Here is a 25934-nt window from a genome sequence, read left to right as displayed (position 1 = left end):
AAAGATTACTACTCTAGAGAAATGTTACTTTGTAATTTACAATTGAGGCAATTAAGCGCCTCACAATAAAACAAGGAGGCTATCATGAAAACGGTAAAATTTATCACAGCAATCATGCTCGCGTTCATGGTCACATCATCGTTCGCGGCAAAAAATGTGAAGTCCAAATTGGGTGACATAGAACTCACCAATCATAAAGACGGAGGTTCCGTAGTCTGCACTGCAAGTTTCAATGACGAGCTCAAACTTGTGAAAGAAACCGAAACAGCCGTTCTCGTCAAAGGAACATGTGGAATGGGTTGGGTCGATAAGTCCAAAGTCGAATACGTAGCAAAAGCAGAAAACAAGACTATCATTTTCGACGAATTACCTTTATACGGTTGGTCGGACCTTCCTACAGCTACAGGAATCATTATCGACGACGTAGAGGATTTCGAAGTTGCACAAATCGATCGAGATTTCTTGGAATACCTGACGTATACGATGGATAGAGAACAAACTGAGATGCGAAATGGAGAGAATTAATCTCACACATAAAACACAAACGCGGTCCCCAAAGGACCGCGTTTTCCGTCATCTATTTTCTAATAAATTTTAGACCTTTTTGTTCACCGGACTTCACCGTAACTACAATGCCATAAATTCCCGGTGGCAACGCCGATAAATCCAACTGTTTTTGGACTACCCCGCTAGAAGCATACGAGCCATCAACAGAAAAAACTTTATAACGACATTCGTCCGTTCCATATACACGCAATTTATTTCCGTCCAGTTTCACATCGAAACTAGAAATACTCTTATTTGCGATAAGACGAGTCGTTTCTTTTGATGAAGAATCTGCTTTTTCGGCCTTGGCTTTTCGGACTTCATCAAAGAACGAAGTCATCTTGCCCAAATTTTCACTCGAATACATCTCGTTTCCACCGTGAGTTCCGCCCGACACAGAAACGAGTTCACTTTTCACATTGTACTTTTGCAGAGAATCGTAAAGTTCCTTACTTTGCTCTGGATTCACAATCTGATCGGATGTTCCATGGAACAAAATTGTCGGAGCATCATCTTCGCTGGCATAATAAGGTGAACTTGCCACCATCCATTTATCCTTATTACCTTCGCGTTCGGCTCCAATAAAGGCGCCCTCGTAGGTACCCGATCCCATAAAATTATTGATGGGATTCATGGTGTAAATATCCGTCGGAGGAGACCAAAGCGTAGCGGCATCAATACAACTGCTAAACGAAGTAAAACTTCCAAGGTCACCTTCCAAATCTACAGTCACAGAACCCGACTTACCTTCTTTTAAGCCGCACGTAGTCGCAACAAGACTCGAAAGGTGACCTCCTGAAGAGAATCCCGACATGGCAATAAACGACGTATCTATTTTGTACTTACTTGAGTTTCCGCGCAAATACCGCACCACAGCCTTGAGGTCATGCAGTTGCGCAGGGTAAATAGCATCACTTGCCGAGCGATGGTTTGGCGTAACAACCGCATAGCCCGCCTTAAGAAGCGCCGCACAGATTGTATTTAAATCCGCCGAGCCTTTAGAATTATTCATGCTCCAGGCGCTACCATAAGTATGGATAACAACCGGATATGAATCCTTCGCCTCTTTGGGCAAGTAAATATCCATTGTGTGATAGGTTTTTCCGTCACCGACGTAATTCACATCAGCAAATTTTTCGGAATACTCTAGTTTGTTTTGGCCAGATTGTGGTCCACCAAAGCCACCATCCATGTTACCGCCCCACTGGGCGAATGCAGAAACAACGGTAAAGCATACCGTCATAGCGATTTTTTTCATTTCCACTCCAATCAACTACAGTCCTAACACAGAACCGCATCCACCTAAATATATACACAAAAAAGTTCCGCAATAAAGCGGAACTTTTAGTTTCGTTGTTCTAAATTACAACCGGAATCACTTTACAGGATTTCTTCTACTTAATCAGTTGCCCATCTTCACTGCACAATCCTACGAGGATGCCATTGCCATCAGCATCTACTTTTAGCAAGCCGTATTTGGCATTTTCGAATTTTTTAGCAGAACCTTCCTGAAAAAAGTAGTTGTCCGCCCCGACACTCAACCGTCCCGATTGTCTTTTAAAACGGATTAAATGTTCCCCGTCGTTCACGTTCTTATCGCTCTGCACACGCACAAACTCCGCAACCCTGTCGTTGCCCACCTTCACCACCAAGTAACCAGATTCAGAACGATAGTCAATCTCGAGAAACATTTCATAATTCAACGCCATATAGTCACCCTGCATCAGCGAGCGCGGGTCTACAGGCGCAAGGCGTAACAAAATTTCAGTACCCTTGTCAATCAGCGTTTCTTTTTGTATCACGGAAAAGGCGAAGAATGCGAGTACCAATATCAAATTGGCGGCCAATACGATTTTATATTTTTTGCTCATTTGGAGACTCGTTTAATAAAGTAAAACATCAGCAAGAACAACGCACCCGATGCCAACAACAGGTACGACTTGTTAATCAGCAACATATCTAAATCGTAGTAGAATTTTGCAATTCCACAGACAAATGCTACAGAAAAGATAACCAAGCATGCATAGTCGAGAATCAAAAACGACAAGAGCATCCCCACAATCGGCAATGCCATAGCAGGATACATCGCCGTAGATGCACAGCACAGCAAGGCAAGGGCACTACTCTCAATCAACCTTTTGCCTGTAACATATTTACGCAGCAGGGAAAAAGCAATAGCAAAACTGATTACAGCAAAGACAACCGCAAAAACAGTATTGTCGCATTGAATAAACTTCAAAAGCGCGACTGATATCAAAGCGGCAGCAATCCTAATTGTGTTCAAATAGTCTTTAAGCACTGTTGATGCAAACCATTTATCTTTAATGGTGGCGGCAAATGCACCCATATAGGCAACAATAATTGCAAAACAGGATATTTCGATTGCAGGAGGTATTTTGCTATAATGAGAGTACAGAGTGGACAATCCATCAAAATACGAGAAGAAAATAAGCGGCAGCACCACCAATGCATAGCAGAGCAGCATTTGACGGCACATACGAATTTTGCTAAAAGCAAATGATAAAACGGCAGCCACAAATTGCAACACATAAGTCAATGTCAAATATTCAAATCCAGCGATATACCCATATGTAAATCCCGAGAAAAATAGCGGATATGTCACCAGCAGCAACGGCACTTCATCGTCATCAAGCTTTCCATCTCGCGAAAGCATTATTGCACCAATAATTGAAATTACCGACAACACGGCGTACACAATTTTGTTGTCCCGCGCAAAAAGAGCCACAAAGCCAACCGTCAGTGCGGCAATGATGATTCCCCCAAAAGCCATCACTATCATCAAAGGTGCAGGCAATTGTTTAGATTTACGGCTGTTGTTTTCCATTGTCCATTACCGATTGATTTGTTGATGTTCCAGATTCTTCTTGCTTCCACTTTTCGTTTTGTCTTACAATAGCGAATGATGCTCCTCCCAAGGCGGCGGCACTCATCATTATTTGATAAAATAGTCCAAATGTAGGTAAGAGACATCTAAAATACACACATTCCAGCACACACAACGCACCTATGAACAACATTGAATAAAGCCATATATCCTTTTGTTTCAACGCGTACCATATTGTTGCTGCAGCTACGGCAAAAGCCATCAATAAATTTTGAGCCTCAGAACCTTTAACAGTCACATAACACACGGTGAACACAGCAACACCAAATTCAACCGTAAACAAGGCACTTGTAAACCAAGACGGCGGAGCGGATAAACGCGGCAGATATTTTGGAGCAAAAACAAAAAACGAAATCCACGCAGCACCGTACAACATAAGCAGAGTCGAGAGCCAATCACAAGAAGGAATGAGTGGAATCACTCCCATCGATGCAAGAACAATAAAAATCGCCCAAAGCGGATAGAAGTCAGCAATAAACACCCACGCCAAAATGCAGAGTGCCCATGTGAGGAAAAATACGTAAGAGTCGGCTTTGGTCTGATACACCTGCCCGAATATAGCCCAGAACACGCCCACAAGCCCACATAGGACAGACAACGTGATTTTGTGGGTGAAATCGCTCATTTTTACTTTTATAGCCACAGCAAAAACGGCAAGGATCAACGCAACAGCGATGCCCATTTTTACAAAACGGTGCATCAGCTCCCAATTGTAGGCGAAGAAAAAAATGATGCCCGCCAACATCAACCCCGAGCCTAACGTTAGCGTAAGCACCTGCACGAATCGAATCCAAGCCTTGGCATCGGCAGTTTTGGCTTGGTCGCTCCCTGATAATGTAATTGTATCTTCCATATTTGATAACGGTTTAAATTACCGTTGAATTTTTGAAGTTATTTCTAAAATATATCTTTTCACGTGGTCATTAGTCAATAGTTATTAGTCATTGGTTATTAGTTATTGGTTATAAAAAAATGTCACCCCATAGCGATGGGATGACAAAACGAGCAACAATATTTTCTACAACTTATTTCAAGAAACCTTCCGTCATGAGGCGGGCTTCCTTGTCAGCTTCGAGAACTTGTTCAAGCGAAAGGTGACCGGTGACATTCGGGGCCTTGTCCATCACCATTTCCACGTACTTCGGAATATCGGTGAACTTGAGATTACCCTTGAGGAAACGATCCACGAGAACTTCGTTTGCAGCATTCATCATCGCAGGAACAATACCGCCACGGCGACCAGCATCAAATGCAAGGGCCAAACAACGGAACTTGTTGAAGTCCGGTTCAAAGAACGTGAGCTTTGCAAGAGTCGGCAAATCGAGGCGCTTGGTTTCGAGCTTGAGACGTTCCGGCCATGTGAGCGCCACCTGAATCGGAATGCGCATGTCGGGAGCGCCGAGCTGAGCCATCAAGGAACCATCGCGGAACTGCACGAGCGAATGTACCATGGACTGCGGGTGAACCACAACCTTGATTTGGTCATACGGAATGTGGAACAAGAAGTGCGCTTCGAGCACTTCGAGACCCTTGTTCATCATGGAAGCAGAGTCAATCGTAATCTTCTTGCCCATGCTCCACACTGGGTGATTCAAAGCATCTGCAACGGTGATATTTTCAAACTTTTCGATAGGCCATTCGCGGAACGGGCCACCCGAAGCCGTGATTTCGAGGAATTCCACTTCGGATTCGCGCTTGCCGCCTTCAAGGCACTGGAAAATAGCGCTGTGTTCGGAGTCAATGGGCGTGATGAAGGACTTCGGATTTTCGGCAAGTTTGTCCCAAATGACCGGGCCAGCCATGACCATCGTTTCTTTGTTGGCAAGAGCCACATGCTTGCCGTGTTCGATGGCGGTAATCGTCGGGAGGCAGCCCACAGCGCCCATCAAGGCGTTGATGATGATGTCGGCCTTCGGGTCGGCTGCAAGTTCGCAAAGACCATCCATGCCGGCGAGCACCTTCATGCCGAGTTCTTTTTCAAGTTCCTTAGCGGCAGCTTCGTTAAACATGCAAACACGTTTGACGTTGTACTTGCGCACGATTTCAGCGACTTTTTCGACGCTACTATTCGCCGCAACAGCATATAAACTAAAAATATCCGAATGTTGATGAATGACATCAACGCTAGAAGTGCCGATAGAACCAGTGGCACCGAGAAGAACGACGTTTTTCATTTTAAAGCCTCTTTTTTTATTCAGTTAAAAGATAAAAAAAGAGACGGATGTACCCGAAGTAGTCATCCCCGCGCAGGCAGGTATCTCCCCCATTTTGGGGATTAGTTTTTAACATTTAAATAAAACAGGCATCCTACTCAGACCGCACAACCTGTCCACACGTTTGCAAAAATTTACAAACGAAACCATCTTTTTTAGGTTATTTTGAAATTGGGTTAGGTTTGTGGCTCGAAGGAGGTGCTTATGCGCATACTTTCCTCGGGTGTATATGCTGCGTGTTGTTGCGCAGTTGGGGTGCTTTGGAGTTGTTCGGATTCGTCAAGCAATGACATTTCCGGGTCGGATATCAATATTTCATCGTCCACCGATTATTTGTGGTCTTCCGAGTCTGGCAATTCGCCAGACAAGAATTATTCTGCCGAAAATGGCGGAACAAATTCATCATCATCCATTACAAGCGTATCTGAAAGCTCGTCGGGAACATCGCCGGGAATGTCCACAGATTCGCGCAAAAGTTCTTCGAGCAATCATACCCATCGGAGTTCATCTTCGGGTTCCGAGCTGGGCAAATCGTCTGGAATCCAGGCAAAGTCGAGTTCCAGTGAAGGACCTTTTGTCTACACCTCGCCTGCAAATTTCGCCGATACGGTAAACGGTGTCGCCTTCAACATGGTGTACGTTGCAGGCGGCTCTTATACACGAGGCTGCGACAATTGCGCCGAACAAGACAAAATTTACGAGAGTCCATCGCACAAAGTAACAGTCAGCGAATACTTCATAGCCAATACCGAAGTGACTATTGCGCAATGGAACGCTGTAATGGGCGGCAAAAAGAGCGCCTGGGAATCAGACAAGGCGCCTAAAATTGGTGTCAGCTGGTTTGACGCCAACAATTACGCCTGCAAACTCGGACAAAAAACAGGGCGGCAATACCGCTTGCTCACAGACGCCGAATGGGAATTTGCTGCCCGCGGCGGCAAGGACGGAATTGCAGACAAGTTTAAATTCTCGGGTAGCAATAACGTCGATGACGTAGCTTGGTATTCCGAAAACAGTAGCGGGAAATCCCACGATGTCGCCACCAAGAAGCCCAACAAACTTGGTCTTTACGACATGAGCGGGAATTCCTGGGAATGGGTCTACGACTGGCTTGTCGCCTACACGGATGCAGACAAGGTAAATCCCGTACAGCTCACGGGAAGTGGCAACAAGACGCGAAGAGGCGGGAGCTACGGCGAACCCGCGGAATTTGCGCGCGTGAGCCGTCGCGCCATCCGCAGCCGCGATGGCGCCGCAGACATGGGCTTTAGACTCGGCATGTCTGCGGAACTCCCGCCGGGAATGGTCTCGCCATGCGAAGCGGCAAATCCGTCAGCAGCCACCTGCCAAGGCGATAAAAATCGCGACTGCCGTTTGATTACCGCCGCAGACGAAGCCTGGATTAGCGATGATTACACGGTCGTTATCGGCGAAAACGGAGTGGCAGCAGTCTCAGGTTTCCCGAACGTTTCGGGACAATGGTACACGCTCAACAACCGCAGTTTTAACGTTGTCACCAAGAGCGGCACAAAGACTTACGCTTACTACGTTTTCAGCGAAGACGAACTTACTATGATTAGCGATGACGGCATCCCCTACCGTTTATATCGCCGCGCCGCAAGCGAAGCCAAAAATAAGGTAAGCCTCCCGACAGTAAGCAGCCCCAAAACCTTGCAGCAGTTGCTTGCTGCCGTGGAGCCCGAGCGTATTGTCACCGACGAGCAACTCGCCCATCCCGACACGAGCGTCCGCGATCCGCGAATCGCCGCCGCCAGCGGATACACCTGGTTCTTTGACGGCCGTTGCTGCGGCGGAAACCACAAATACCGATTCCACCTCGACAAAAACGGCGATGCCGAATTTGTCGTGATGGACTACGACGACACCCACCACGAGAACATCCTCGCGAAGGGGCGTTGGTTCACTGTCGGCAATATCGGGTTACACATCGTTTTGAACGGCAAGTACTTCAACTACCTCTACACCGCAGGCGAACGCACCATGAGCTACAGCGAATACATGCCCGCGGGCCCAATCTTCTGCCACATTTCATTCCAGAGCTACGAACGCGGCGACTTCCGCATATTCAACAAGACGGTATTCGACGACAAGATCAAGCGCCCCCGCGGCTTCAACGGAGAAAATCCAGTTTACGAAGCAGGCGATTACCAGTGGGGATCGTAAATGCTGAAACTCAACCATAGTGTGCTCCTCACAATTGCGACAACACCCCTATTTGTCGCAATTGCATACACAGCGATGCTTTCAGCCTGTAGCGACACCACATCCTCTACAGCTCCTGAGAGCATCGCTTCATCCTCGGCCACAGCCATCGAGTACCCATCGTCATCGGAGACTGCAACCATCGAGTCTTCGAGTTCAGCATTATTTGATTCAACGGGTTCCGCACCATCTACGGGTTCCAACAGTTCAGCAATTCAACAAAGTTCATCGTCAAGCGGGCAAAAAGAATTTTCCAGTTCATCACGAAATAGTCATCGGCGGTCTTCGTCTTCTGTAGCGCAAACAAGTTCATCCGCAATTTCATCATCGCAAGATTCGCCCGCATCTTCGGCGAAAGAGGTTTCATCATCTTCAACTACGCCCGCGCCCGTTAAAATCACGCTCGACGAAAACGGCTTTGCAACAGTCGCCGATGTTTACCGCAGCCTTCAAGACAACGAAAAAGCCGTATTCATCATTCGACATTCCGAACGCGAAGACAATGTCGCCATCGAAACAGAACTAACCGCAAACGGCGTCAAAATGGCACAAGATCTAGGCGCCACGCTAAAAAGTGACGAGGAGTTCAGCTACATCACATCAGGATTTGTGCGCACAAACGAAACGGCAAACAACATTTCAAAAGGCCGCGGAGAAGCAAGCCTCCCGAAACTCATCACCAACTACGATATCACCGGGAACTGGTTCCTGAAAATTTCAGCGGATTCGCTCGCCCAGTACGCCACAAAGCTTAACATGAAAGGTAGTTCCGTCGAGCTTATGGCGCATTGGGCATACGATGGCGGCTACCCCGATGCCCTTTATGAACTCTCGCCCCGCTCCGAAGAATTCATGCAAAAAGTTATCCTCAAAAATCTATCCAAATGGAAACGCGTGAGTATAATGGTTTCGCACGACATTCTCGTGATGCCGCTCGCCGTTTTCGGTTCCGATAAAAAAGTAGCCCTCAAATACCATGAAGACTACCATTGGATAAATTACATTGCCGGGCTCGCCATCATCATCGGAAAAGAGAACAACCTGCGCTATGTCCCTGTAAAAGGCGCCGATTCCGGCGTCATCGACTATCTTGCCATTTACATGGAAGAACACGGCACGGGAAGCAAGAAGCCCTCTACCCCCAAAAAGTGAACCAAGAACTTGAACCTTGCAAAAAAAGACCGTAGCTGAAATTATCAGTTACGGTCTTTTCAATGCTTTTTCGTAGCTTTTTAATTCTATACGACGTTCTTCAAGAAGTCCATGAAGATGTACAAAGCCGGGGCAGCGAGCAAGAAGGAATCGCAGCGGTCAAGCACACCACCGTGTCCCACGAACAGATTGCCAGAATCCTTGGTGCCGCTCCAACGCTTGAGTGCAGACATCAAGAGGTCGCCCACCTGACCAGCCACCGTAATCAAAAGACCAATGACGATAGCCGATGTCCAAGTGTAGTTCATTTCGAACGAGCTAAGAGCAGCACTGCACTTGACCCAGTATGCCACCCATGCAACCGTTGCAATGGAGCCTGCAATAGAGCCTTCCCAAGTTTTCTTGGGGCTAATACTCGGCGCAAACGGATGGCGACCAAACGGGCCCTTGCCTGCAGCGAACTTTCCGAAGAAGTAAGCGACAGTATCGCAAAGCCACACCGCGGTCATCACCAAAATAAACGGATAGCAATGTTCAAAGCCCTGACCGTTACCCATCATGAGCACGTTCATGCCACCCCAAAGTCCTACGTACAGCGGAGCGCCGAATTGCATCACAAGCCACGGGAACAAGTGATCAATCTCCACCTTCGCAAAGGCAACGCCGATGTAAATTGCAAAGACCGCAAGGAACGTCATGCCTAGCACGTAAGGCACTGCCGGGAGCCCAAAGTAGCCACCCTTCGAAAGCGCCCATGCAAGCGTCAATGCTAGCGACGATGCAAAAGAGAGATAGCGCATATCGGGACCCTTGAACATCTTAGATGCCATGCGAGCCCATTCCCAGGAACCCACAGCACTCAAAAAGCTCATAAGGCCAATGCGACTAAAATCGTTAAACCACAAGCAAACAAAAACAATCGGAATCGCGATAAATGCTGTGATTAATCGCTGCGCAAGATTACTCATGCAACACCTTCCCAAAACGTCTTTCTCGGGTATTGAAAAATTCAACAGCCTTCATGAATTCTTCTTTGGTAAAATCGGGCCATAGCGTGTCCGTCACATAGAACTCGCTGTACGCGGCCTGCCAAAGCAAGTAGTTCGAAAGGCGGAATTCTCCACCGGTGCGGATAACAAGATCCGGATCGGGAGCACCCTTCAAATAAAGATTCTTTGCAAATAAAGTTTCGTCAATATCATCAACTTGGAGCGTGCCCGCTGCAACTTGTGCGGCGATAGACTTCGTTGCTTCCACAATTTCTTGCCTGCCGCCATAAGAAATGGCGAGGTTCAACTGCATGCCCGTATTGTTCGCCGTAATATCAATTGCGGACTGGAGACTTGCACGCGGCTTTTCGGGAATGCGGTTCATATTACCGATAACCGTAAGTTTCACGTTCTTCGCCATAAGGTCGGGGATTTCCTTCACTACCATTTCGATGAGAAGGTTCATCAAGTAATCCACTTCCTTGGAAGGTCTGCCCCAGTTTTCGGAACTGAAAACATACAAGGTCATGTGTTCGAGCTTGAGATTTACGCCCACCTCGACTGCATCAATAGTGGACTCGGTCCCCTTGCGGTGACCGAGGAAACGTTCCAAGCCACGGCTACGAGCCCAACGCCCATTGCCGTCCATGATGATAGCGACATGTCTAAGCTGATTTGCCACGCAAACCCCGGACTACACCTTGAGGATGTCTGCTTCCTTTTCGGCGAGCAAACGGTCAATTTCGGCGATAGCCTTGTCGGTAGCCTTCTGGATTTCGTCCTGTTGCTTCTTGACTTCGTCCTCGGAGATTTCCTTGTTCTTCTTGAGAGCGTCGTTAGCATCGCGACGGATGTTGCGGATAGCCACGCGGCCATCTTCAGCATGCTTGCGAGCAATCTTTGCGAGTTCCTTGCGGCGTTCAGTCGTGAGAATCGGAAGCGTTACGCGAATGCAGTTGCCGTCCTTCATCGGGGTAAGGCCGATGTTTGCAGCGAGGATAGCCTTGTCGATTGTATCGACGAGTTGCTTTTCCCACGGAGTCACGAGAAGCATACGCGGTTCCGGCACGGAAATCTTTGCCACCTGGGAAATCGGAGTCGGGGTGCCATAATAGTCGATGCGCACACCATTGAGGATAGCCGGGCTAGCCTGACCAGCACGGATCTTGGAAAATTCACGTTCAGTAGCCTCAATGGCCTTGTCCATCTTTTCAGAATATTCAGACATCTTTTTTGTTCCTAGTTCTTAGTTACTAGTTAATAGTTTTAAAACTAGAAAGACCTGCGGCGTAACCGAAGGACTCCTAGCGTTAGTTATACGTTCGAAATATAGGTAAAAATTATGAAGCGGGGTTATGGACAGAGGCTAGTTTTTACATTTCTTGGCATAAATAAGGAATTCTGAACGTCATAGAAGGCTCTATTTCACGCTTACCCTTTTCAGAAAACGGCCATACCGCACCAAGTACACACCCGGAGCTTTAAACTTTGTACGCAATATATCGGCTATGGATTTTTCACGACACAAATCCGCCGGCAAACTTCCCAAGTAACGGCCTTGCAAATCAAATACTGCAGCCATGCCAAAAACTTTCGCAAAATAGCCTGGACGCATTACGATAGAAGCCGAGACTGAACTACTAGACGAAACATTTGCAGAACTGCTCGACGCCGCAACAGCACTGCTCGAAAGTCCGTATTCAAATGCGCCCAGATCAGGGGCTTTCCCCACAAACGGGAATCCAACATTTTCGCCCTTATCGATAGCGCGGCTCCCCTTCTTGAGTCTTAAAAAGTCCACGTCGGGCAAGCTTCCATCGGCCTTGCGCGGGCCAAGCATTCCCGGAATCGTCGAGAGGTCCTTGCCAGTCACGGTCATGCTCGGGTCGTCAAGACTCACAAAGTCATCTTCCGTCAAATCGAGATTCAAATTCCAAGAGTTATTTTCGCCAGCCGGGCAATCCACATAATGGTCGATGTTCTGACTCGATATTTTCTCCCAACAAGTTCCGATTTGCGATAGTTTGTTCGGAAAGGCAATGTTATTCTTGAGCACATGCGCTTTGTCGCCCGTGAGCGGAACGACTTCGGCAATGCGGTTCCCTTCGGAATCGAAGAGCGTCGATGCCATGGCAAATTCGCGGTCCTTGTTCATGTACGACGTGTTGTTGAGCCACTTGCTGCCCACGCCGGTGTAGTTCGCGTAAAAGCCCGTCGCCTTATTTTTCCAGGCGGCGCAAAACCTGATGGTATGCCGCCCACCACCGAGGGTGCTTTCGCCCATCTTGATGCCGTGACCGTTGCCGTTCTTCGGGTTTCCAAGTCCATAGTCGCTGTAGCCGTTCCCCATCGCATAGCAGTTCTCCAGCACCACGGGGAATTCCTGGTTGATGAAGTCGAAACCGTCGTCGCTGTTCCACCAGGCGCGGCACCCGATGAACTTCGTGGTATCGCCCTCGCCGGGATTCTGGTAGTGCGCACCAAAGCCGTCGGCATTTTCGCCGTCGCCCTGCCAGCCCAAGGGGTCGTAGTTGTCGTGGGCATCGCAGTTCAAGAAGATGTGTCCGCCGCCATCCGGTGCGCCGTCGTTCGCGAAGAATCCGGGGCCCGCATTATGGTGGCTGTCAATCTGCTCCAAGAAGATGTGCTTGCTCGCGTAAAGGAAAACTCCAGAATTCGAATTGTGCTTCATGGGCGTGTTCCGCACCTCAAAACCCTTCAGGTGCAAATACTTTGCCGAAATCACAATCGGCGAGGTATACATCGCTCCCTCGGGCGTGCCGTCGCTATGGTCCGTGCCTGCGGCCACGGGGAGGTTCGCGCCATCAAAAATCGGGCGCTCGCCCGGATAGGCCAAGTAATGGATGCGGTTGTCGTCGCTCTCGCCGCTTGCCGTGAGGACGATTGCCGCAGTCATCCTGTAACGCTCGAAAAAAATCGTATCGTGCAGGTCGTAGATGCCGCCGCGCACCCACACGGTATCGCCCGCGTGCACCACCTTGTTCGCCTTGTTGAGCGAGGCAAAGGGTTTTGCTTTTGTACCGGCATTGTTGTCGCTGCCATCGGTGGTCACGTAGTAAACGGCACCGAACGCTTGAACAGCGGCCAAGACTATCCCCAATGCATATACAAACTTTTTACTCATATAACCTATTATATAAAAAAAAGACTCATGTGAATAAGACAGATAGTCCAAATTGAGCAATAACTCTTCAAATGTGAAATTGACAGGCTAATATTTATTAGCTATTTTAGCTAACATTCATTAGCTAAATTTTAGAATCATGTCTACAAAAGAAAAAATTTTAGAAACGGCGCTCACCATGTTTGCCAAGAACGGCTACAACGGAACGAGCATGGAACAGATTGCCCAAGACGTGGGCATCAAGGCGCCGTCACTTTATAAGCATTTCAAAGGGAAAGAAGACATTCTGAACTCGCTGATTGACATCGCCGAAGCTCGTTACGAAGAAAACTTCGGTTCTGATAAAAAAATCGGCAAGTTGCCCGAAAGCATCGATGAATTTTTACGCTCAACCACAGAAAGAATACGTTTTACAATAAACGACCCCATCATCCGAAAAATGCGCATTTTTTTAGTGCAGGAGCAGTTCCGCAGTGAGCGTCTCGCCGAAATTACAACACGTCACCAAATGGACGGCATTCAAAAAATGTACCAGAAGATTATAGGAAATCTGATGAACAAGGGGCTATTCCAAAAAGATAACCCCGCCTTGCTAGCCATGGAACTCATCGCCCCTGTAACAGTTCTCGTTTCAAAAGTCGACCGCCAGCCCAACAGCAAAAAAGATGCATTAAAACTCATTGAAAAGCACGTTAAACACTTTGTCGAAATTTACAAGAAATGATGGAAACTAATAGAATTTTACTGCGCCCTTGGAACGAAGGCGATGCCGAAGCTTTGTTCAAATACGCAAGCGACCCCGAGATAGGGCCTCGTGCAGGATGGCCACCGCACAAAAGTTATGCAGAAAGTTTGCAAATCATCCGCACAATTTTCAGCGGAGAAGGAATGTGGGCTGTCATCTGGAAAGAGACGGGAGAGCCCATCGGTTGCGTCGGCTATTTACCAGCGTCCACTTCGAACTTGAAAATCGCAGAAACCGAATGCGAAGTGGGTTACTGGATAGCCCGCCCCTATTGGGGAAAGGGGATTTGTACTGAAGCGATGAAGTTGGTTATTGACTATTGTATTAACGTGAAAGGCTTTACCACTCTGTGGGGCGACTATTTTCTCGACAATCCGTCATCGGGCCGTGTGATGGAAAAATGCGGATTCATTGATACCGGAAAAGAAACGTTATGCACAAGCCTTGCGGTAGGTTCCGACCGCCCCGTGAAAGTGATGAAACTCTGTCGAAACGGATAAAGTCATCGGTGAACATATTTAAGGCAGAAAAAATGGCAAAAGAAATCGATCCTAAAAGCACAACCAGAGCAAAAGCGTTTGAATTTTGGATGCAAGCTCCAAATCCGATGGTAACATTTTTCAAATCGTTGAACGTCACAAGACTCGTGAAGGTGAGCAAGAAACGCGGTTTGAAATTCAATATGCTTATGGATTACTGCATCGGCAAGGCTGCGGCAAGCGTTAAGGAGTTTTACATGCTCCCGGTAAACGGAAAGCTCATGCAATACGATTCGATTGCGGTGAATACAATCGTGAAAAACGACGAAGGCGAAGTCAGCTCTTGCGACATCCCGTATTCCGAAGATTTGGCGACATTCAACCGAGACTACCTCAAGTACACGAAAATCGTGGCAGAAAGTTGCCAGGATTGGGACTTGTCCGAAAACAGCATGGTCATTGGCACTTCGGCTATTATCGATACAGAAATCGACGGTGCAGTCGGAATGAATTCCGGCATTTTCAACAACCCCTTTATGATTTGGGGGCGTTACAGACGAAAGTTTTTCCGCTATGAATTGCCGGTTTCGTTCCAGTTCCACCACACGCAAATGGACGGGGCTCACGCCGGGAAGTTCCTCGCGAACCTGCAAAAAGCAATCGACGAAATTCGATAAAAACAACAGCTATCATTATGGATTTATTTTGGATTATATCGTTCCCTCTAGCGTTCATCGTTCACGATGGCGAAGAGATTATCGTTCAACACAAATGGATGCTGACGCATAAAGATTTTTTAATCCAAAAATTTCCAAAAGCGAAGCGTGTCATCTCTCACTTGTCCAGCCTTTCAACAAAAGCTTTCACAATGGCTGTACTGGAGGAATTGATTCTTTTGCTTTTTGCGACAGCGTACACTCTTATCGGTGGCGCGTATGCAACAGAATTATGGATTGCGTTATTTATGGCCTTCTCGGTACACTTTGTTATTCATATTGCGCAGGGCGTTATAGTAAGGGGGTACGTTCCCGGACTCGTGACATCTATTTTGATGTTGCCTTATGCGTATTTCGGAATAAGTAGGATTTGCGAAGACGTTGGCGGAAACAAGCTGATTCAACTGAGCGTGCTGGGAATTATTGCAATGATGGTAAACTTAAGAATCGCACACTGGGTTGGGAAAAAATTTACACACTAAAAAGTGACATTTTCAAGACCTTAGGTGTTACAGATAAAAAGGATTATCAAAAATGACTTTAATTTTGAATACATTGGAATCGTGCGATTGTTCGGAACAGATTAAAGCACTATTTGCGGACAAAAATGAAGAGATAGAAATCATCAACACTGCTGATTTGAAAATTATGCATTGCATGGGCTGCAACAACTGCTGGCTGAAAACACCAGGCGTTTGCGCCATCAAGGACGATTACGAAATCATCCTCAAAAAATTGGTCACAGCAGAAAACTTCTGGGTTGTAGCAGATACAAAATTTGGTTTTGTTGACTACCGCGGCAAGCGAGTCTTAGACCGTGTTGTCCCGATGCTAAATATGTACATTGAATTTCGCGATGGTTGGGAGCGTCACCAGCTGCGTTATCACCCGCTAAATTTCGGCGTCATTTACAAGGGCTACGGTAACCGAGAACTACTTGAAGAATGGAGCACGCGAGTTGCTAGGAATATGGCAGGGTGTTCGCTCGGTGTAATTAGTTTAGACAAGAATGGGATAGAAATGCCGTCCAAGACCGCCGCGACTCCAGTCGAAAATGTCGCTTTGGAAACTGCCACGACTCCCGAACACGTCATCATAATTAACGGAAGCCCGCGCGTCAAAAAGAACAGCAACACGAATAAGATCATCCAAGCTTTTGCTGAAGGACTCGAAGAAGCAGGAATCACGCACAAGCTTTATTCGCTATCGAACCATGCCGAATGGAACGAAGCCCGTGAAGCGTTCATGACGAATGACAACATCATCATTGCCTTGCCGCTCTTTGTGGAATGTCTGCCGAGTCTGTTGCTTGAATTTTTAAGCACACTCCCCACGGAACGCAAGCAACCTGCAAAGCTCTCGTTCATTCTTCACAGCGGATTTGACGAAGGGCATCAGTTGCGACTTGGCGAAAAATTCTTGAAAACGCTCCCGGCTCAGCTCGGTTGCTCTTGCGGCGGCGTTCTCGTGAAAGGCGGCAGTTTCTTGCTCCGCAACCGCGAAAACAGCTACATCAAAAAGATGACCGACAAAATGCTCGCCTCTTACACAGCCATGGGACTGTCGTTTGCCCGCAACGGGAGTTTCTCAACTCCAGAAGCTCAGAAATTCACAGGCCCCGAAAAGAATCCAAAAATAGGAGTCCTACTTTTCAACCTCATTTTCAAGCGCATCGTCAAAAAGAATTTTGAGCGAATGGCGCAGGAATGGGGCTGTACCCGACCGCTTAATGATAAACCGTATTTAGCACAACAAAGGTGATCCCGGAATAAATCCGGGATGACAACTCAAGACGAGAACTCAAAAGAGAAATTTACTATGAATAACTTTATCGCTTGCTGCGGACTCGACTGCGAAAAGTGCGAAGCCCGCCTTGCCACAATCAACAACGACAATACGCTTCGCGCAAAAGTCGCAAAGGAATGGTCGGAACTCAACAAAGTGGAAATCACTCCGCAAATGATCAACTGCACCGGTTGCCGCATCGAAGGGCCCAAAACGCCATTTTGTCAATCGCTCTGCCCTATCCGCAAATGCGCACAAAACAAAGGCTTTGCCACCTGCGGCGATTGCAACGAAGTGGAGCACTGCGAAACGCTCAGCATGATCACCAGCCACAACGATCAGGCGTTAAACAACTTAACATCAAAATAGTGAAAAAAAATATGAAGACTATCGGACTTATCGGTGGAATGAGCTGGGAAAGCACCATCACCTATTACGAAATTTTGAACAAAGAAATCGCAAAAGCACTCGGCGGATTTCATAGTGCAAAAATCATGATGTACAATGTGGACTTTGCCGAACTCGAAGCAAACATGTCCAGTGGAAACTGGGACGGAAACGCCAGGATTCTTTCGGATGCAGCAAAGCGTCTCGAAGGCGCCGGTGCCGATTTTATCGTCATCGCCACCAACACTATGCACAAGCTCGTCCCGCAAATCGAAAAAGAAATTCACATCCCGATTTTACACATTGCCGATGCAACCGCCAACAGCATCAAGCGCGACAACATCAAGAAAGTCGCCCTCCTCGGCACCAAATTCACAATGACGCAAGACTTCATCAAAGACCGCCTCACAGCTGCAGGCCTCGAAGTCATGATGCCCGATGCGCAAGACATCGAGCTCGTAAACGATGTCATTTTTAACGAACTCTGCCTCGGCAAAATTCTTGATGCATCCCGCAAGGAATACCAGAGAATCATTGCAGAAATGAAAAAACGCGGCGCCGAAGGTGTGATTCTCGGCTGCACCGAAATCGGTATGCTCATCAGCGCAAAAGATAGCGTCCTCCCCACTTACGACACAACAATCATCCACGCGACCGAAGCCGCGAAGATGGCTTTGGAATAACGCCATATGAAAAGGTCCTCGCTTTTGCGAGGACTTATTCCTTTATAAAAGGCCACCTCGCGATTATTATTCGCGAGGGTTTTAATTAGCAATGCACGAGCGTGCCGAGGTCACCTTCGATAGCAGCGCGCGTGAGGTTGCCCTTTTCCATCTTGAAAACGAAGATAGGCATGTTGTTTTCCATGCAAAGAGCGACTGCTGCGGTATCCATAACCTTGAGGCCGCGAGAAATAACTTCCTTGTAGGAAATGTCATCGAAACGAGTCGCCGTCGGATCCTTGACCGGGTCTGCAGTGTAGATGCCGTCGACCTTGGTAGCCTTCATAATCACATCACATTCGCTTTCGATAGCGCGGAGAGCAGCGCAGCTGTCCGTCGTAAAGAACGGATTGCCCGTACCGGCAGAGAAGATGACCACAGAGCCAGCGGATAAAAGCTTGAGAGCCTTGCGGCGGTCGAAGAATTCGCAAACCGGTTCCATGCGGATAGCGGACATCACCACAGAGTCGATACCCTGCTTGTCGAGAGCGTCTTGCATGGCAAGGCCGTTCATCACAGTGCCGAGCATGCCCATAGCATCGCCCTGGGCGCGGTTCATGCCGCCGGCAGAGGCAGAAATGCCGCGAACGAGGTTGCCGCCGCCAATCACGAGAGCCACTTGCACGCCCTGTTTGACGATAGAAGCAATTTCGGAGGCCATGTCAGAAAGAATCTGGTTGTCGATGCCGTGGCCCTTTTCGCCTGCGAGGGCTTCGCCACTGAGCTTGAGAAGAATGCGTTTGAATTTCATAATCTAGTCACTAGTTATTAGTCATTAGTTATTAGTGTTTCAGAGGAAATGTAATAAAAATAGGCTATGGGTAAAATGAATAGTCCTTGCTTTTTTCATACGAAACGCCTTCTTGCCGCAAATTAATGTATTTCTAAAAATGGATTAAAGGGAAAGGGATGTTTTATGAAAACCAAAATTGCATTCGGCTTATTAATGGGGCTATTATTGCTCCCAACGATGCTTTTTGCCGACATCGTTTATCAAGGGAAACGCGTCCAGGAATGGCCCGAAGAGGCTCGACCGACATTCAACAACCAAAGCGCAGGCAAGCCAAGTTTTCTCTTGGCACGAACGCCTGTCACACAAAACAAGAGCCATTATGCAGCCCCAAAGGGCAAAATTTACAGCCTCACGCTCCTCGTCGATTTTTCAGACCAGAAGGCGCCCGTCTCGGTAGCCGACGTTGAAGAATGGCTGAACAAGGAAGGATTCAACAGAGATGGTTGCAACGGTTCCGTTCGCGATTACTATTTGGAAGTATCCAACGGACAACTGGACCTCACTAACGAAGTTTTCGGTTGGTACCGCGCCAAGCACCCCAAATCTTGGTACGAAAATTTGCAAGGATATACGGGATCGGATTCGCTGATGAAAGAAGTCTTCAACTATTTCGATCCGCTAGTCGATTTTTCACGTTACGACAACGACAAGGACGGCACCACAGAAGCCATCAACATCGTCTATGCTGGAGCCGGAGAAACTTGGGGACAAGGACTTTGGCCACATTCTGGATGGTCCAACGAAAGACGTGATGGCGTAAAGCTCACACATCACCAAATGACGGACATGCCGGGCAAATTTTCCATTTACGTTTTTGTACACGAAAGCGGTCACATGATTTTCGGTTGGCCAGACCTTTATTGGTACGGGGATTACTGCACTATGGGTAACCGCGCACATGACTTAAATCCGGTTGCGATTAACGACTTTTTCCGTGCAGACCAGGGCTGGATTCCGTTCGTAGACGTGACCACCAATGATGTAAGCCTTGAGACCACAAAGCCCGGCGAAGTCTGCTACCGCTACAAGAACCCCGCAAGGCCGGACAAGGAAGGTTTAGTATGGTCTTACGTGCGTAACACGGGTCGCAACAAGGTGCTCAAAGGCAGCGGGCTCTTGATGCAACATTACGATTTTTCAATCGAAGGCAACTCCGCTTCGGATAAACTCGGGTTGAGAATCGTCCGAGCCAATCACACAGAACCGTCCCTCAACGGTGACAAAGACCAATGGCCAAATCCCGGTAGTACCGCAGATGCATTCTTCAAAAGCGGGACTTACCCAGAATTTTCGGACGAAACCTACCCCGCCATCACTTGGTATAGCGGAGCAAAAACAGGACTCAAGATTACGGACATCGGAACGCCCGGAGAAACGCTCACGTTCTGCATCGGCGGGAACTGCCCCGCTCAAGAATCATCGAGTTCTCAGGGGATTGCATCAAGTTCGTCAAGTGCGCCGAAGCCCGAAAGCAGCAGCGCCGTCGAAATAAAAATCGAGAAAATCGCTTTTGACGTAACGCTTCCGATAGACGACAATTATGCTTACGTCACACTAGACTTGAAAGGTGACGACGTTGCAAAAGTATTGGGCCTCCAGAAAAGTGAAATTGCAGACAAGATTAAGTTTTATGGTGTAGAGCCCGATGGATCGCTCAATAGCCGCACCACCGGCGAAGGGACCGGACACTGGTTTGACAAGGACGGCAAAATCGTTGTCTGGAATCCGAATGGGAATAGTATAGTTTATTCAAACGTTGATCTTTCGACGATGACAACGAGAATTGGACACATGCCGAACAAGGTCAAAGCCGGAGATTCTTTTGTTGTGCAGCAGGCAATCGTTTACGAAAGCAAGCAAATCACATTTGAAATTACGGTCACGGTACAGCAAAAGACAACGAGGATTTCAAATATCCGCAGTTCAAAACGAGGCAATCCCGGCAATTTGATTTTCAATGCGCTCGGCAAACCAGTCGGAAAACGTACAGAATTAGGCGAATTGCCCGACTTGCCCAAAGGTATTTACGTGGAAATTGCGAAGTAAAAACCATTTATTACAGAAATATTACGTAAATCTTAAAATGGAGTTATTTTCAGCCCGTTCGGAGCATATTCAGAAATCCGGCGGGCTTAATAAATCTATCTTGTAGCTTGTAAAATTTTGCAGAGTAGCAGGATTTTCAATTAACCGTTAAATTAAAACACTATAGTAATATGAGTCTTAAAATCGTTGTGCTTGCAAAGCAAGTACCTGATACACGAAACGTAGGCCCGGACGCCATGACGCCGCAGGGTACTATCAATCGTGCCGCATTGCCCGCGGTCTTCAACCCCGAAGACCTGAACGCCCTGGAGCAAGCCCTTCGTTTGAAGGACCAGTTCCCTGGTTCCACCATCTCCGTCTTGACCATGGGTCTCCCGAAGTCCGCTGAAGTCGTCCGCGAAGCTTTGTACCGCGGTGCTGACTGCGGTTACGTCGTGACGGACCGCCCGCTCGGTGGTGCTGACACGCTCGCTACGAGCTACACGCTCGCCCAGGCTGTGAAGAAGATCGGTGACTACGACATTATCCTCGGTGGCCGCCAGGCTATCGACGGCGATACCGCACAGGTCGGTCCGCAGATTGCAGAAAAGCTCGGACTTACTCAGGTCACTTACGCCGAAGAAATCTTGAAGCTCGACGAACAGGCACGCAAGGTCGTGATCCGCCGCCACATCGACGGTGGTGTCGAAACTGTGGAAGCACCGCTCCCGCTGGTCGTGACCGTGAACGGCAGTGCAGCTCCGTGCCGTCCGCGCAATGCAAAGCGCATCATGAAGTTCAAGAACGCTACTGCAGTTGCCGAACGCAAGCCGGAAGATGCTGACAAGTACGCAGCTCTCATCGCTAAGAAGCCCTACCTCGACATCCCGCAGTGGGGTGCAGCCGACATTAACGCCGACCCGGCCCAGATCGGTAAGGCAGGCTCGCCGACGAACGTGAAGGCCGTCAAGAACATCGTGTTCAAGGCCAAGGAAAGCCGCACGCTCTCCGCAAGCGACGCCGACATTGAAGGACTTATCAAGGAACTTTTAGACGGGAAGATTATTGGCTAACCTATGAATAACGTATTTGTATATTGCGAAATTGAGGGAACCACCGTCGTTGACGTTTCCCTTGAACTGCTTTCCAAGGGTCGCAAGTTGGCCAACACTCTCGGCGTTCAGCTCGAGTGCATTTGCGCTGGCAAGGGCCTTGATGGCATTGAAAAACAGGTTTTCCCTTACGGTGTGGACAAGGTTCATGTGTTCGATGCCGAAGGCCTGTTCCCCTACACCACCAACCCGCACGCCTCTCTCGTGGTGAACCTCTTCAAGGAAGAACAGCCGCAGATTTGCTTGCTCGGTGCAACGGTGATTGGCCGTGACTTAGGCCCGCGCATCTCTAGCGCCATGCACAGCGGCCTTACCGCTGACTGTACTGAACTCGAAATCGACAGCTTCGAAATGAGCATCGGTGGCGTGAAGAAGTTCTACGAAAACCAGCTCTGCCAGATCCGTCCGGCATTCGGTGGTAACATCGTCGCAACGATTGTGAACCCGGAACACCGCCCGCAGATGGCAACAGTCCGCGAAGGCGTGATGAAGAAGGAAATCGTGGACCCGAACTACAAGGGCGAAGTCATCAAGCACGACGTGGCCAAGTACGTTCCGGAAACGGAATACGTGGTCAAGGTGCTCGAACGCCATGTGGAAAAGGCCAAGCACAACCTCAAGGGCGCTCCGATTGTGGTCGCCGGTGGTTACGGCATGGGCTCCAAGGAAAACTTCGACATGCTGTTCGAACTTGCCAAGGAACTCCACGCTGAAGTCGGTGCTAGCCGCGCCGCTGTGGACGCAGGTTTCGTCGATCATGACCGTCAGATCGGTCAGACTGGCGTAACGGTCCGCCCGAAGGTCTATATCGCTTTCGGTATTTCCGGCCAAATCCAGCACCTCGCTGGCATGCAGGATTCAGGTATCATCATCTCCGTGAACTCCGACCCCGAAGCTCCGATCAACGCTATCGCTGATTACGTGATCAACGGCACCGTCGAAGAAGTTCTCCCGAAGATGATCAAGTATTACAAGGCAAACAACAAGTAAGCGCTATGGCAAATTTCTACACAGATCACCCCGAGATTAAATTCAACCTCGAAAGCAGCCCCTTGATGCAGCGCATTGTCGAGCTCAAGGAAAACGGCTTTGCTGACAAGGACAATTTCGACTATGCGCCGGAAGATTTTGCCGACGCTATGGACAACTACAACCGCGTGCTCGAAGTCGCTGGCGACATCACCGCAAACACGGTCTTCCCGAACTCCGAAGACGTGGATGCCGAAGGCCCGCACTGCGAAAACGGCCGCGTCCGCTACGCATCCAAGACCTACGAAAACCTCGAAGCCACCCGCAAGGCTGGCCTCAACGGTGTCACGATGCCGCGCCGCTTTGGCGGCCTCAACTTCCCGATTACCGCCTACACGGCCATCAACGAAATGATCGCCTCTGCAGACGCCGGTTTCGAGAACATCTGGTCCCTCCAGGACTGCATTGAAACGCTCTATGAATTCGGCGACGAAGACCAGCGTTCCCGTTTCATCCCGCGCATCTGCGCCGGCGAAACGATGTCCATGGACTTGACCGAACCGGATGCAGGTTCTGACTTGCAGCGCGTGATGCTCAAGGCCACCTACAGCGAAGCTGACAAGTGCTGGTACTTGAACGGCGTGAAGCGCTTCATCACGAACGGCGACTCCGACATTCACCTGGTGCTCGCCCGATCCGAAGAAGGCACACACGATGGTCGTGGTCTTTCCATGTTCATTTACGACAAGCGCGACGGTGGCGTTGACGTTCGCCGCATCGAAAACAAGCTCGGTATTCACGGAAGCCCGACTTGCGAACTTGTCTACAAGAACGCCAAGGCTGAACTCTGCGGCCGCCGCAAGTTCGGTCTCATCAAGTACGTGATGGCCCTCATGAACGGCGCCCGCCTCGGCATTGCCGCTCAGTCCGTGGGCATCAGCCAGATGGCATACAACGAAGCTCTCGCCTACGCCAAGGACCGTAAGCAGTTCGGTCAGGCAATCGTGAACTTCCCGGCCGTCTACGAAATGATCTCGAACATCAAGGCTCGCCTCGATGCAGGCCGCGCCCTCTTGTACCAGACAGCTCGTTACGTCGATATCTACAAGTGCCTCGAAGACATCGAACGCACCCGCAAGCTCACCGACGACGAAAAGAAGGAACTCAAGCTTTACCAGAAGCTCGCTTCCGCTTGCACGCCGCTCGCCAAGGGCATGAACTCCGAATACGCAAACCAGAACAGCTACGACTGTATCCAGGTTCACGGCGGTTCGGGCTACATGCTTGAATACGCATGCCAGCGCCTCTACCGCGATGCTCGTATCACCTCCATTTACGAAGGTACGACGCAGCTCCAGACGGTTGCAGCACTCCCGCACATCACCACCGGCAGCTACGGCCTCATGCTCGAAGAACTCGAAGCCATGGACGTTCGCCCGGAATACGAAAGCCTCAAGGCCCGCGCCAAGGCTATGGACGAAAAGTACAACGAAGCTATTGAATACGTGAAGTCCGTTGAAAACAACGAATTCACCGACCTCTGCAGCCGTCACTTGTACGAACTCGCCGCCAACTGCGTGATGACCCAGTTGCTCCTCCGCGACGCCACCAAGGCACCGGAACTGTTCGACAAGAGCATGAAGGTGTACTTGAACCTCGCCGAAGCTGAAGTTGCAAAGCACTACAACTTCGTGAAGAGCCTCCGCGTGGAATCGCTCGAAAGCTACAAGCAGGCTTAGTTAGTAAACAGTGGTTAGGTAATAATCGCGGCTGCGTCGCCTACTGAAACGCGAAAAGAAATTGCCCCGGCTCTAGCGAGTCGGGGCTTATTTAGTTTCAACTTTCGCACGCCATCATAGACTTTGTCCTAATTCAAAGGCTTTCTGGAGCGCATCACTGTTTCTGATATCGCCTTTGTCCTTTGCGCCACGCACAAGCACTTGGCCCATATCTTCTAGTTTGAAAAAGTTTAGACAAAGTTTATACTGCGTGAGAATGCTGTCGAACAGTTCCGGGAGCGACGCGGCACCGACCAAGAGCAACGCCATCTTGTGGATGTGAAATGTATCGCGAATCGGATTGTGGAAGCGGTCGATGACCGCTTTGAGTTGCGCACTCAAGCCGTAGAAATACACCGGCGAGGCGATAACGAGCATCTCGGCCTTGGACATTTTTTCGTAAACGATTTGCATGTCGTCTTTCTGGCAGCATTTGTGGTCTTCGCGGGCAAAGCACGAATTGCACCCGATGCAAGGATTGACCTTGTAATCGTGAACAGAAACGACCTCAACTTGGTGCTTTGGAGAAGCGCCCTTCACAAACGATTCCACCAGCAAATCTGTATTGCCGCCCTTACGCGGACTTCCCGAAAGTATCAGAATGTTCATACCTAATCCACCGTCATATAGTTTGTTTCTACAATCTAAAAAAAAGGCAATAGCCATGTTACCACGGTCCATGGCAAGACTTTCTATATTTGACACAAAGGACATATCGTATGTGCAAACAATTTCTACTCTGCATCCTGTTTACCGTTTCTGCTTTATTCGCCGGTGAACGAGTCGATCATAATGTGAGTTTCAGCTACGGAGTTTTCAACCTGACCGGAGGAAGCATCGTTGCAGGGAACGCCATTGCAGATTCTTTCGGTGCGGAAAACGAAAAGGACGACGTTAATCTTTTGACATTGAGTTCGTTCAATGTGGCATACGGATATCAGCTATGGGAAAAATTGGAAATCGGCGGGATACTGACTTATTCATACACCGGTTCTGGTTATAACTATCACTCCATAACACTCATGCCTAAGGCTAAATTGAATTGGATTAACAAAATGGATTTTCGTTTTTATTCGCTATTGGCAATCGGTCCCACATTCGGTTTCAACAGCGACAAGTTTGAAGTGGAAGCTTTATGGCAAGCATCCTTAGTCGGATTTGAATTTGGAGACGACATTTCTTTCTTTTTTGAGCTCGGCGTTGGTCAGGCGGGCGGATTTGTAGCCGGCGTAAAGTTCGAGTTGTAGTTG

At 48.7% G+C, this 25934-nt stretch carries 26 protein-coding genes; 15 read left to right on the top strand and 11 right to left on the bottom strand.

Translation table 11 applies throughout. The annotated features are described in order from the left end of the window. Positions 1–84 precede the first annotated feature (84 nt). Positions 85–525 carry a hypothetical protein gene (locus tag BUA34_RS05840; RefSeq protein ID WP_072827797.1) on the top strand — a complete coding sequence of 147 codons (441 nt, stop codon included), beginning with the start codon at positions 85–87 and terminating at the stop codon, positions 523–525. A 52-nt stretch (positions 526–577) separates the two neighbouring features. On the opposite strand, the gene BUA34_RS05835 is transcribed toward BUA34_RS05840, so the two are convergent. The 5 genes from BUA34_RS05835 to dxr all read right to left on the bottom strand — a co-directional run bounded on the left by BUA34_RS05835 (position 578) and on the right by dxr (position 5625). Beyond that, positions 578–1804: an alpha/beta hydrolase gene (locus BUA34_RS05835; protein WP_254794345.1), complete on the bottom strand. Its 1227-nt coding sequence runs from the start codon at positions 1802–1804 to the stop codon at positions 578–580. 136 nt (positions 1805–1940) lie between these two features. Next, the gene (locus BUA34_RS05830; protein WP_072827796.1) at positions 1941–2417 is read right to left on the bottom strand and encodes a GDYXXLXY domain-containing protein; all 477 of its coding nucleotides are present in this window, start codon (positions 2415–2417) and stop codon (positions 1941–1943) included. Continuing rightward, on the bottom strand, positions 2414–3391 hold the full coding sequence (locus BUA34_RS05825; RefSeq protein ID WP_072827795.1) for a DUF4401 domain-containing protein: 978 nt from the start codon (positions 3389–3391) through the stop codon (positions 2414–2416). The genes BUA34_RS05830 and BUA34_RS05825 overlap by 4 nt, the downstream gene beginning before the upstream one ends. Then, positions 3372–4304: a DUF2157 domain-containing protein gene (locus tag BUA34_RS05820; protein WP_072827794.1), complete on the bottom strand. Its 933-nt coding sequence runs from the start codon at positions 4302–4304 to the stop codon at positions 3372–3374. Before BUA34_RS05820 ends, BUA34_RS05825 begins: the two co-directional genes overlap by 20 nt. A gap of 172 nt (positions 4305–4476) precedes the next feature. Continuing rightward, positions 4477–5625 carry a 1-deoxy-D-xylulose-5-phosphate reductoisomerase gene (gene dxr / locus BUA34_RS05815; protein WP_072827793.1) on the bottom strand — a complete coding sequence of 383 codons (1149 nt, stop codon included), beginning with the start codon at positions 5623–5625 and terminating at the stop codon, positions 4477–4479. A 243-nt stretch (positions 5626–5868) separates the two neighbouring features. Here dxr and BUA34_RS05810 point away from each other — a divergent pair, with 243 nt between their 5' ends. Continuing rightward, complete coding sequence (locus BUA34_RS05810; protein ID WP_072827792.1) at positions 5869–7848, top strand: formylglycine-generating enzyme family protein; 1980 nt, start codon at positions 5869–5871, stop codon at positions 7846–7848. Further along, entirely contained in the window at positions 7849–9039 is a 1191-nt protein-coding gene (locus BUA34_RS05805) for a histidine phosphatase family protein (protein ID WP_072827791.1), read from the top strand. It begins immediately after the preceding gene. 86 nt (positions 9040–9125) lie between these two features. Here the strand turns inward: BUA34_RS05805 and BUA34_RS05800 are convergent, their stop codons facing one another. The 4 genes from BUA34_RS05800 to BUA34_RS05785 all read right to left on the bottom strand — a co-directional run bounded on the left by BUA34_RS05800 (position 9126) and on the right by BUA34_RS05785 (position 13173). Continuing rightward, positions 9126–10007, bottom strand: a complete 882-nt coding sequence (locus BUA34_RS05800) for a phosphatidate cytidylyltransferase (protein ID WP_072827790.1) — start codon at positions 10005–10007, stop codon at positions 9126–9128. Next, positions 10000–10710, bottom strand: a complete 711-nt coding sequence (locus BUA34_RS05795) for an isoprenyl transferase (protein ID WP_072827789.1) — start codon at positions 10708–10710, stop codon at positions 10000–10002. Before BUA34_RS05795 ends, BUA34_RS05800 begins: the two co-directional genes overlap by 8 nt. A gap of 12 nt (positions 10711–10722) precedes the next feature. Beyond that, on the bottom strand, positions 10723–11256 hold the full coding sequence (gene frr, locus BUA34_RS05790) for a ribosome recycling factor (protein WP_014546512.1): 534 nt from the start codon (positions 11254–11256) through the stop codon (positions 10723–10725). 192 nt (positions 11257–11448) lie between these two features. After that, positions 11449–13173, bottom strand: a complete 1725-nt coding sequence (locus BUA34_RS05785; protein ID WP_072827788.1) for a right-handed parallel beta-helix repeat-containing protein — start codon at positions 13171–13173, stop codon at positions 11449–11451. Positions 13174–13312: 139 nt separating this feature from the next. On the opposite strand from BUA34_RS05785, the gene BUA34_RS05780 reads away from it, so the two are divergent. Genes BUA34_RS05780 through BUA34_RS05750 form a run of 7 tightly spaced genes read left to right on the top strand, consistent with a single transcriptional unit; the run spans position 13313 to position 17968 of the window. Further along, positions 13313–13897 (top strand): TetR/AcrR family transcriptional regulator, encoded by a 585-nt coding sequence (locus BUA34_RS05780; RefSeq protein WP_072827787.1) that lies wholly within the window; start codon positions 13313–13315, stop codon positions 13895–13897. Further along, entirely contained in the window at positions 13894–14418 is a 525-nt protein-coding gene (locus BUA34_RS05775; RefSeq protein ID WP_254794344.1) for a GNAT family N-acetyltransferase, read from the top strand. The genes BUA34_RS05780 and BUA34_RS05775 overlap by 4 nt, the downstream gene beginning before the upstream one ends. Before the next feature lie 32 nt (positions 14419–14450). Further along, positions 14451–15074 (top strand): CatA-like O-acetyltransferase, family 2, encoded by a 624-nt coding sequence (locus BUA34_RS05770; protein ID WP_072827785.1) that lies wholly within the window; start codon positions 14451–14453, stop codon positions 15072–15074. Between the two features lie 17 nt (positions 15075–15091). Continuing rightward, on the top strand, positions 15092–15595 hold the full coding sequence (locus tag BUA34_RS05765) for an HXXEE domain-containing protein (RefSeq protein ID WP_072827784.1): 504 nt from the start codon (positions 15092–15094) through the stop codon (positions 15593–15595). Positions 15596–15647: 52 nt separating this feature from the next. Then, positions 15648–16874 carry an NAD(P)H-dependent oxidoreductase gene (locus BUA34_RS05760; RefSeq protein ID WP_072827783.1) on the top strand — a complete coding sequence of 409 codons (1227 nt, stop codon included), beginning with the start codon at positions 15648–15650 and terminating at the stop codon, positions 16872–16874. A gap of 57 nt (positions 16875–16931) precedes the next feature. After that, complete coding sequence (locus BUA34_RS05755; RefSeq protein WP_072827782.1) at positions 16932–17267, top strand: DUF3795 domain-containing protein; 336 nt, start codon at positions 16932–16934, stop codon at positions 17265–17267. Between the two features lie 11 nt (positions 17268–17278). After that, positions 17279–17968, top strand: coding sequence for an aspartate/glutamate racemase family protein (locus tag BUA34_RS05750; RefSeq protein ID WP_072827781.1), 690 nt, complete (start codon positions 17279–17281; stop codon positions 17966–17968). A gap of 85 nt (positions 17969–18053) precedes the next feature. On the opposite strand, the gene pyrH is transcribed toward BUA34_RS05750, so the two are convergent. After that, on the bottom strand, positions 18054–18758 hold the full coding sequence (gene pyrH, locus BUA34_RS05745) for a UMP kinase (RefSeq protein ID WP_072827780.1): 705 nt from the start codon (positions 18756–18758) through the stop codon (positions 18054–18056). Positions 18759–18923: 165 nt separating this feature from the next. On the opposite strand from pyrH, the gene BUA34_RS05740 reads away from it, so the two are divergent. The 4 genes from BUA34_RS05740 to BUA34_RS05725 all read left to right on the top strand — a co-directional run bounded on the left by BUA34_RS05740 (position 18924) and on the right by BUA34_RS05725 (position 24645). Beyond that, positions 18924–20846, top strand: coding sequence for a M6 family metalloprotease domain-containing protein (locus BUA34_RS05740; protein ID WP_072827779.1), 1923 nt, complete (start codon positions 18924–18926; stop codon positions 20844–20846). A gap of 170 nt (positions 20847–21016) precedes the next feature. Then, complete coding sequence (locus tag BUA34_RS05735; RefSeq protein WP_072827778.1) at positions 21017–21898, top strand: electron transfer flavoprotein subunit beta/FixA family protein; 882 nt, start codon at positions 21017–21019, stop codon at positions 21896–21898. Positions 21899–21901: 3 nt separating this feature from the next. Continuing rightward, on the top strand, positions 21902–22927 hold the full coding sequence (locus BUA34_RS05730; RefSeq protein WP_072827777.1) for an electron transfer flavoprotein subunit alpha/FixB family protein: 1026 nt from the start codon (positions 21902–21904) through the stop codon (positions 22925–22927). A gap of 5 nt (positions 22928–22932) precedes the next feature. Further along, positions 22933–24645 (top strand): acyl-CoA dehydrogenase family protein, encoded by a 1713-nt coding sequence (locus BUA34_RS05725; RefSeq protein WP_014545690.1) that lies wholly within the window; start codon positions 22933–22935, stop codon positions 24643–24645. A gap of 114 nt (positions 24646–24759) precedes the next feature. Here BUA34_RS05725 and BUA34_RS05720 read toward each other — a convergent pair whose 3' ends face one another. After that, a complete protein-coding gene (locus tag BUA34_RS05720; protein ID WP_072828003.1) occupies positions 24760–25293 on the bottom strand; it encodes a flavodoxin family protein in 534 nt (177 codons plus the stop codon). Positions 25294–25403: 110 nt separating this feature from the next. Here BUA34_RS05720 and BUA34_RS05715 point away from each other — a divergent pair, with 110 nt between their 5' ends. Beyond that, positions 25404–25931 carry a hypothetical protein gene (locus BUA34_RS05715; RefSeq protein ID WP_072827776.1) on the top strand — a complete coding sequence of 176 codons (528 nt, stop codon included), beginning with the start codon at positions 25404–25406 and terminating at the stop codon, positions 25929–25931. The last annotated feature ends 3 nt before the right edge of the window (positions 25932–25934 follow it).

The organism is Fibrobacter sp. UWB12, from assembly GCF_900142485.1.
In the GTDB taxonomy this organism is placed as follows: Bacteria; Fibrobacterota; Fibrobacteria; order Fibrobacterales; family Fibrobacteraceae; genus Fibrobacter.
The sequence above is the reverse complement of the archived record's forward strand: the minus strand, read 5'-3'. Positions and strand labels throughout refer to the sequence as shown.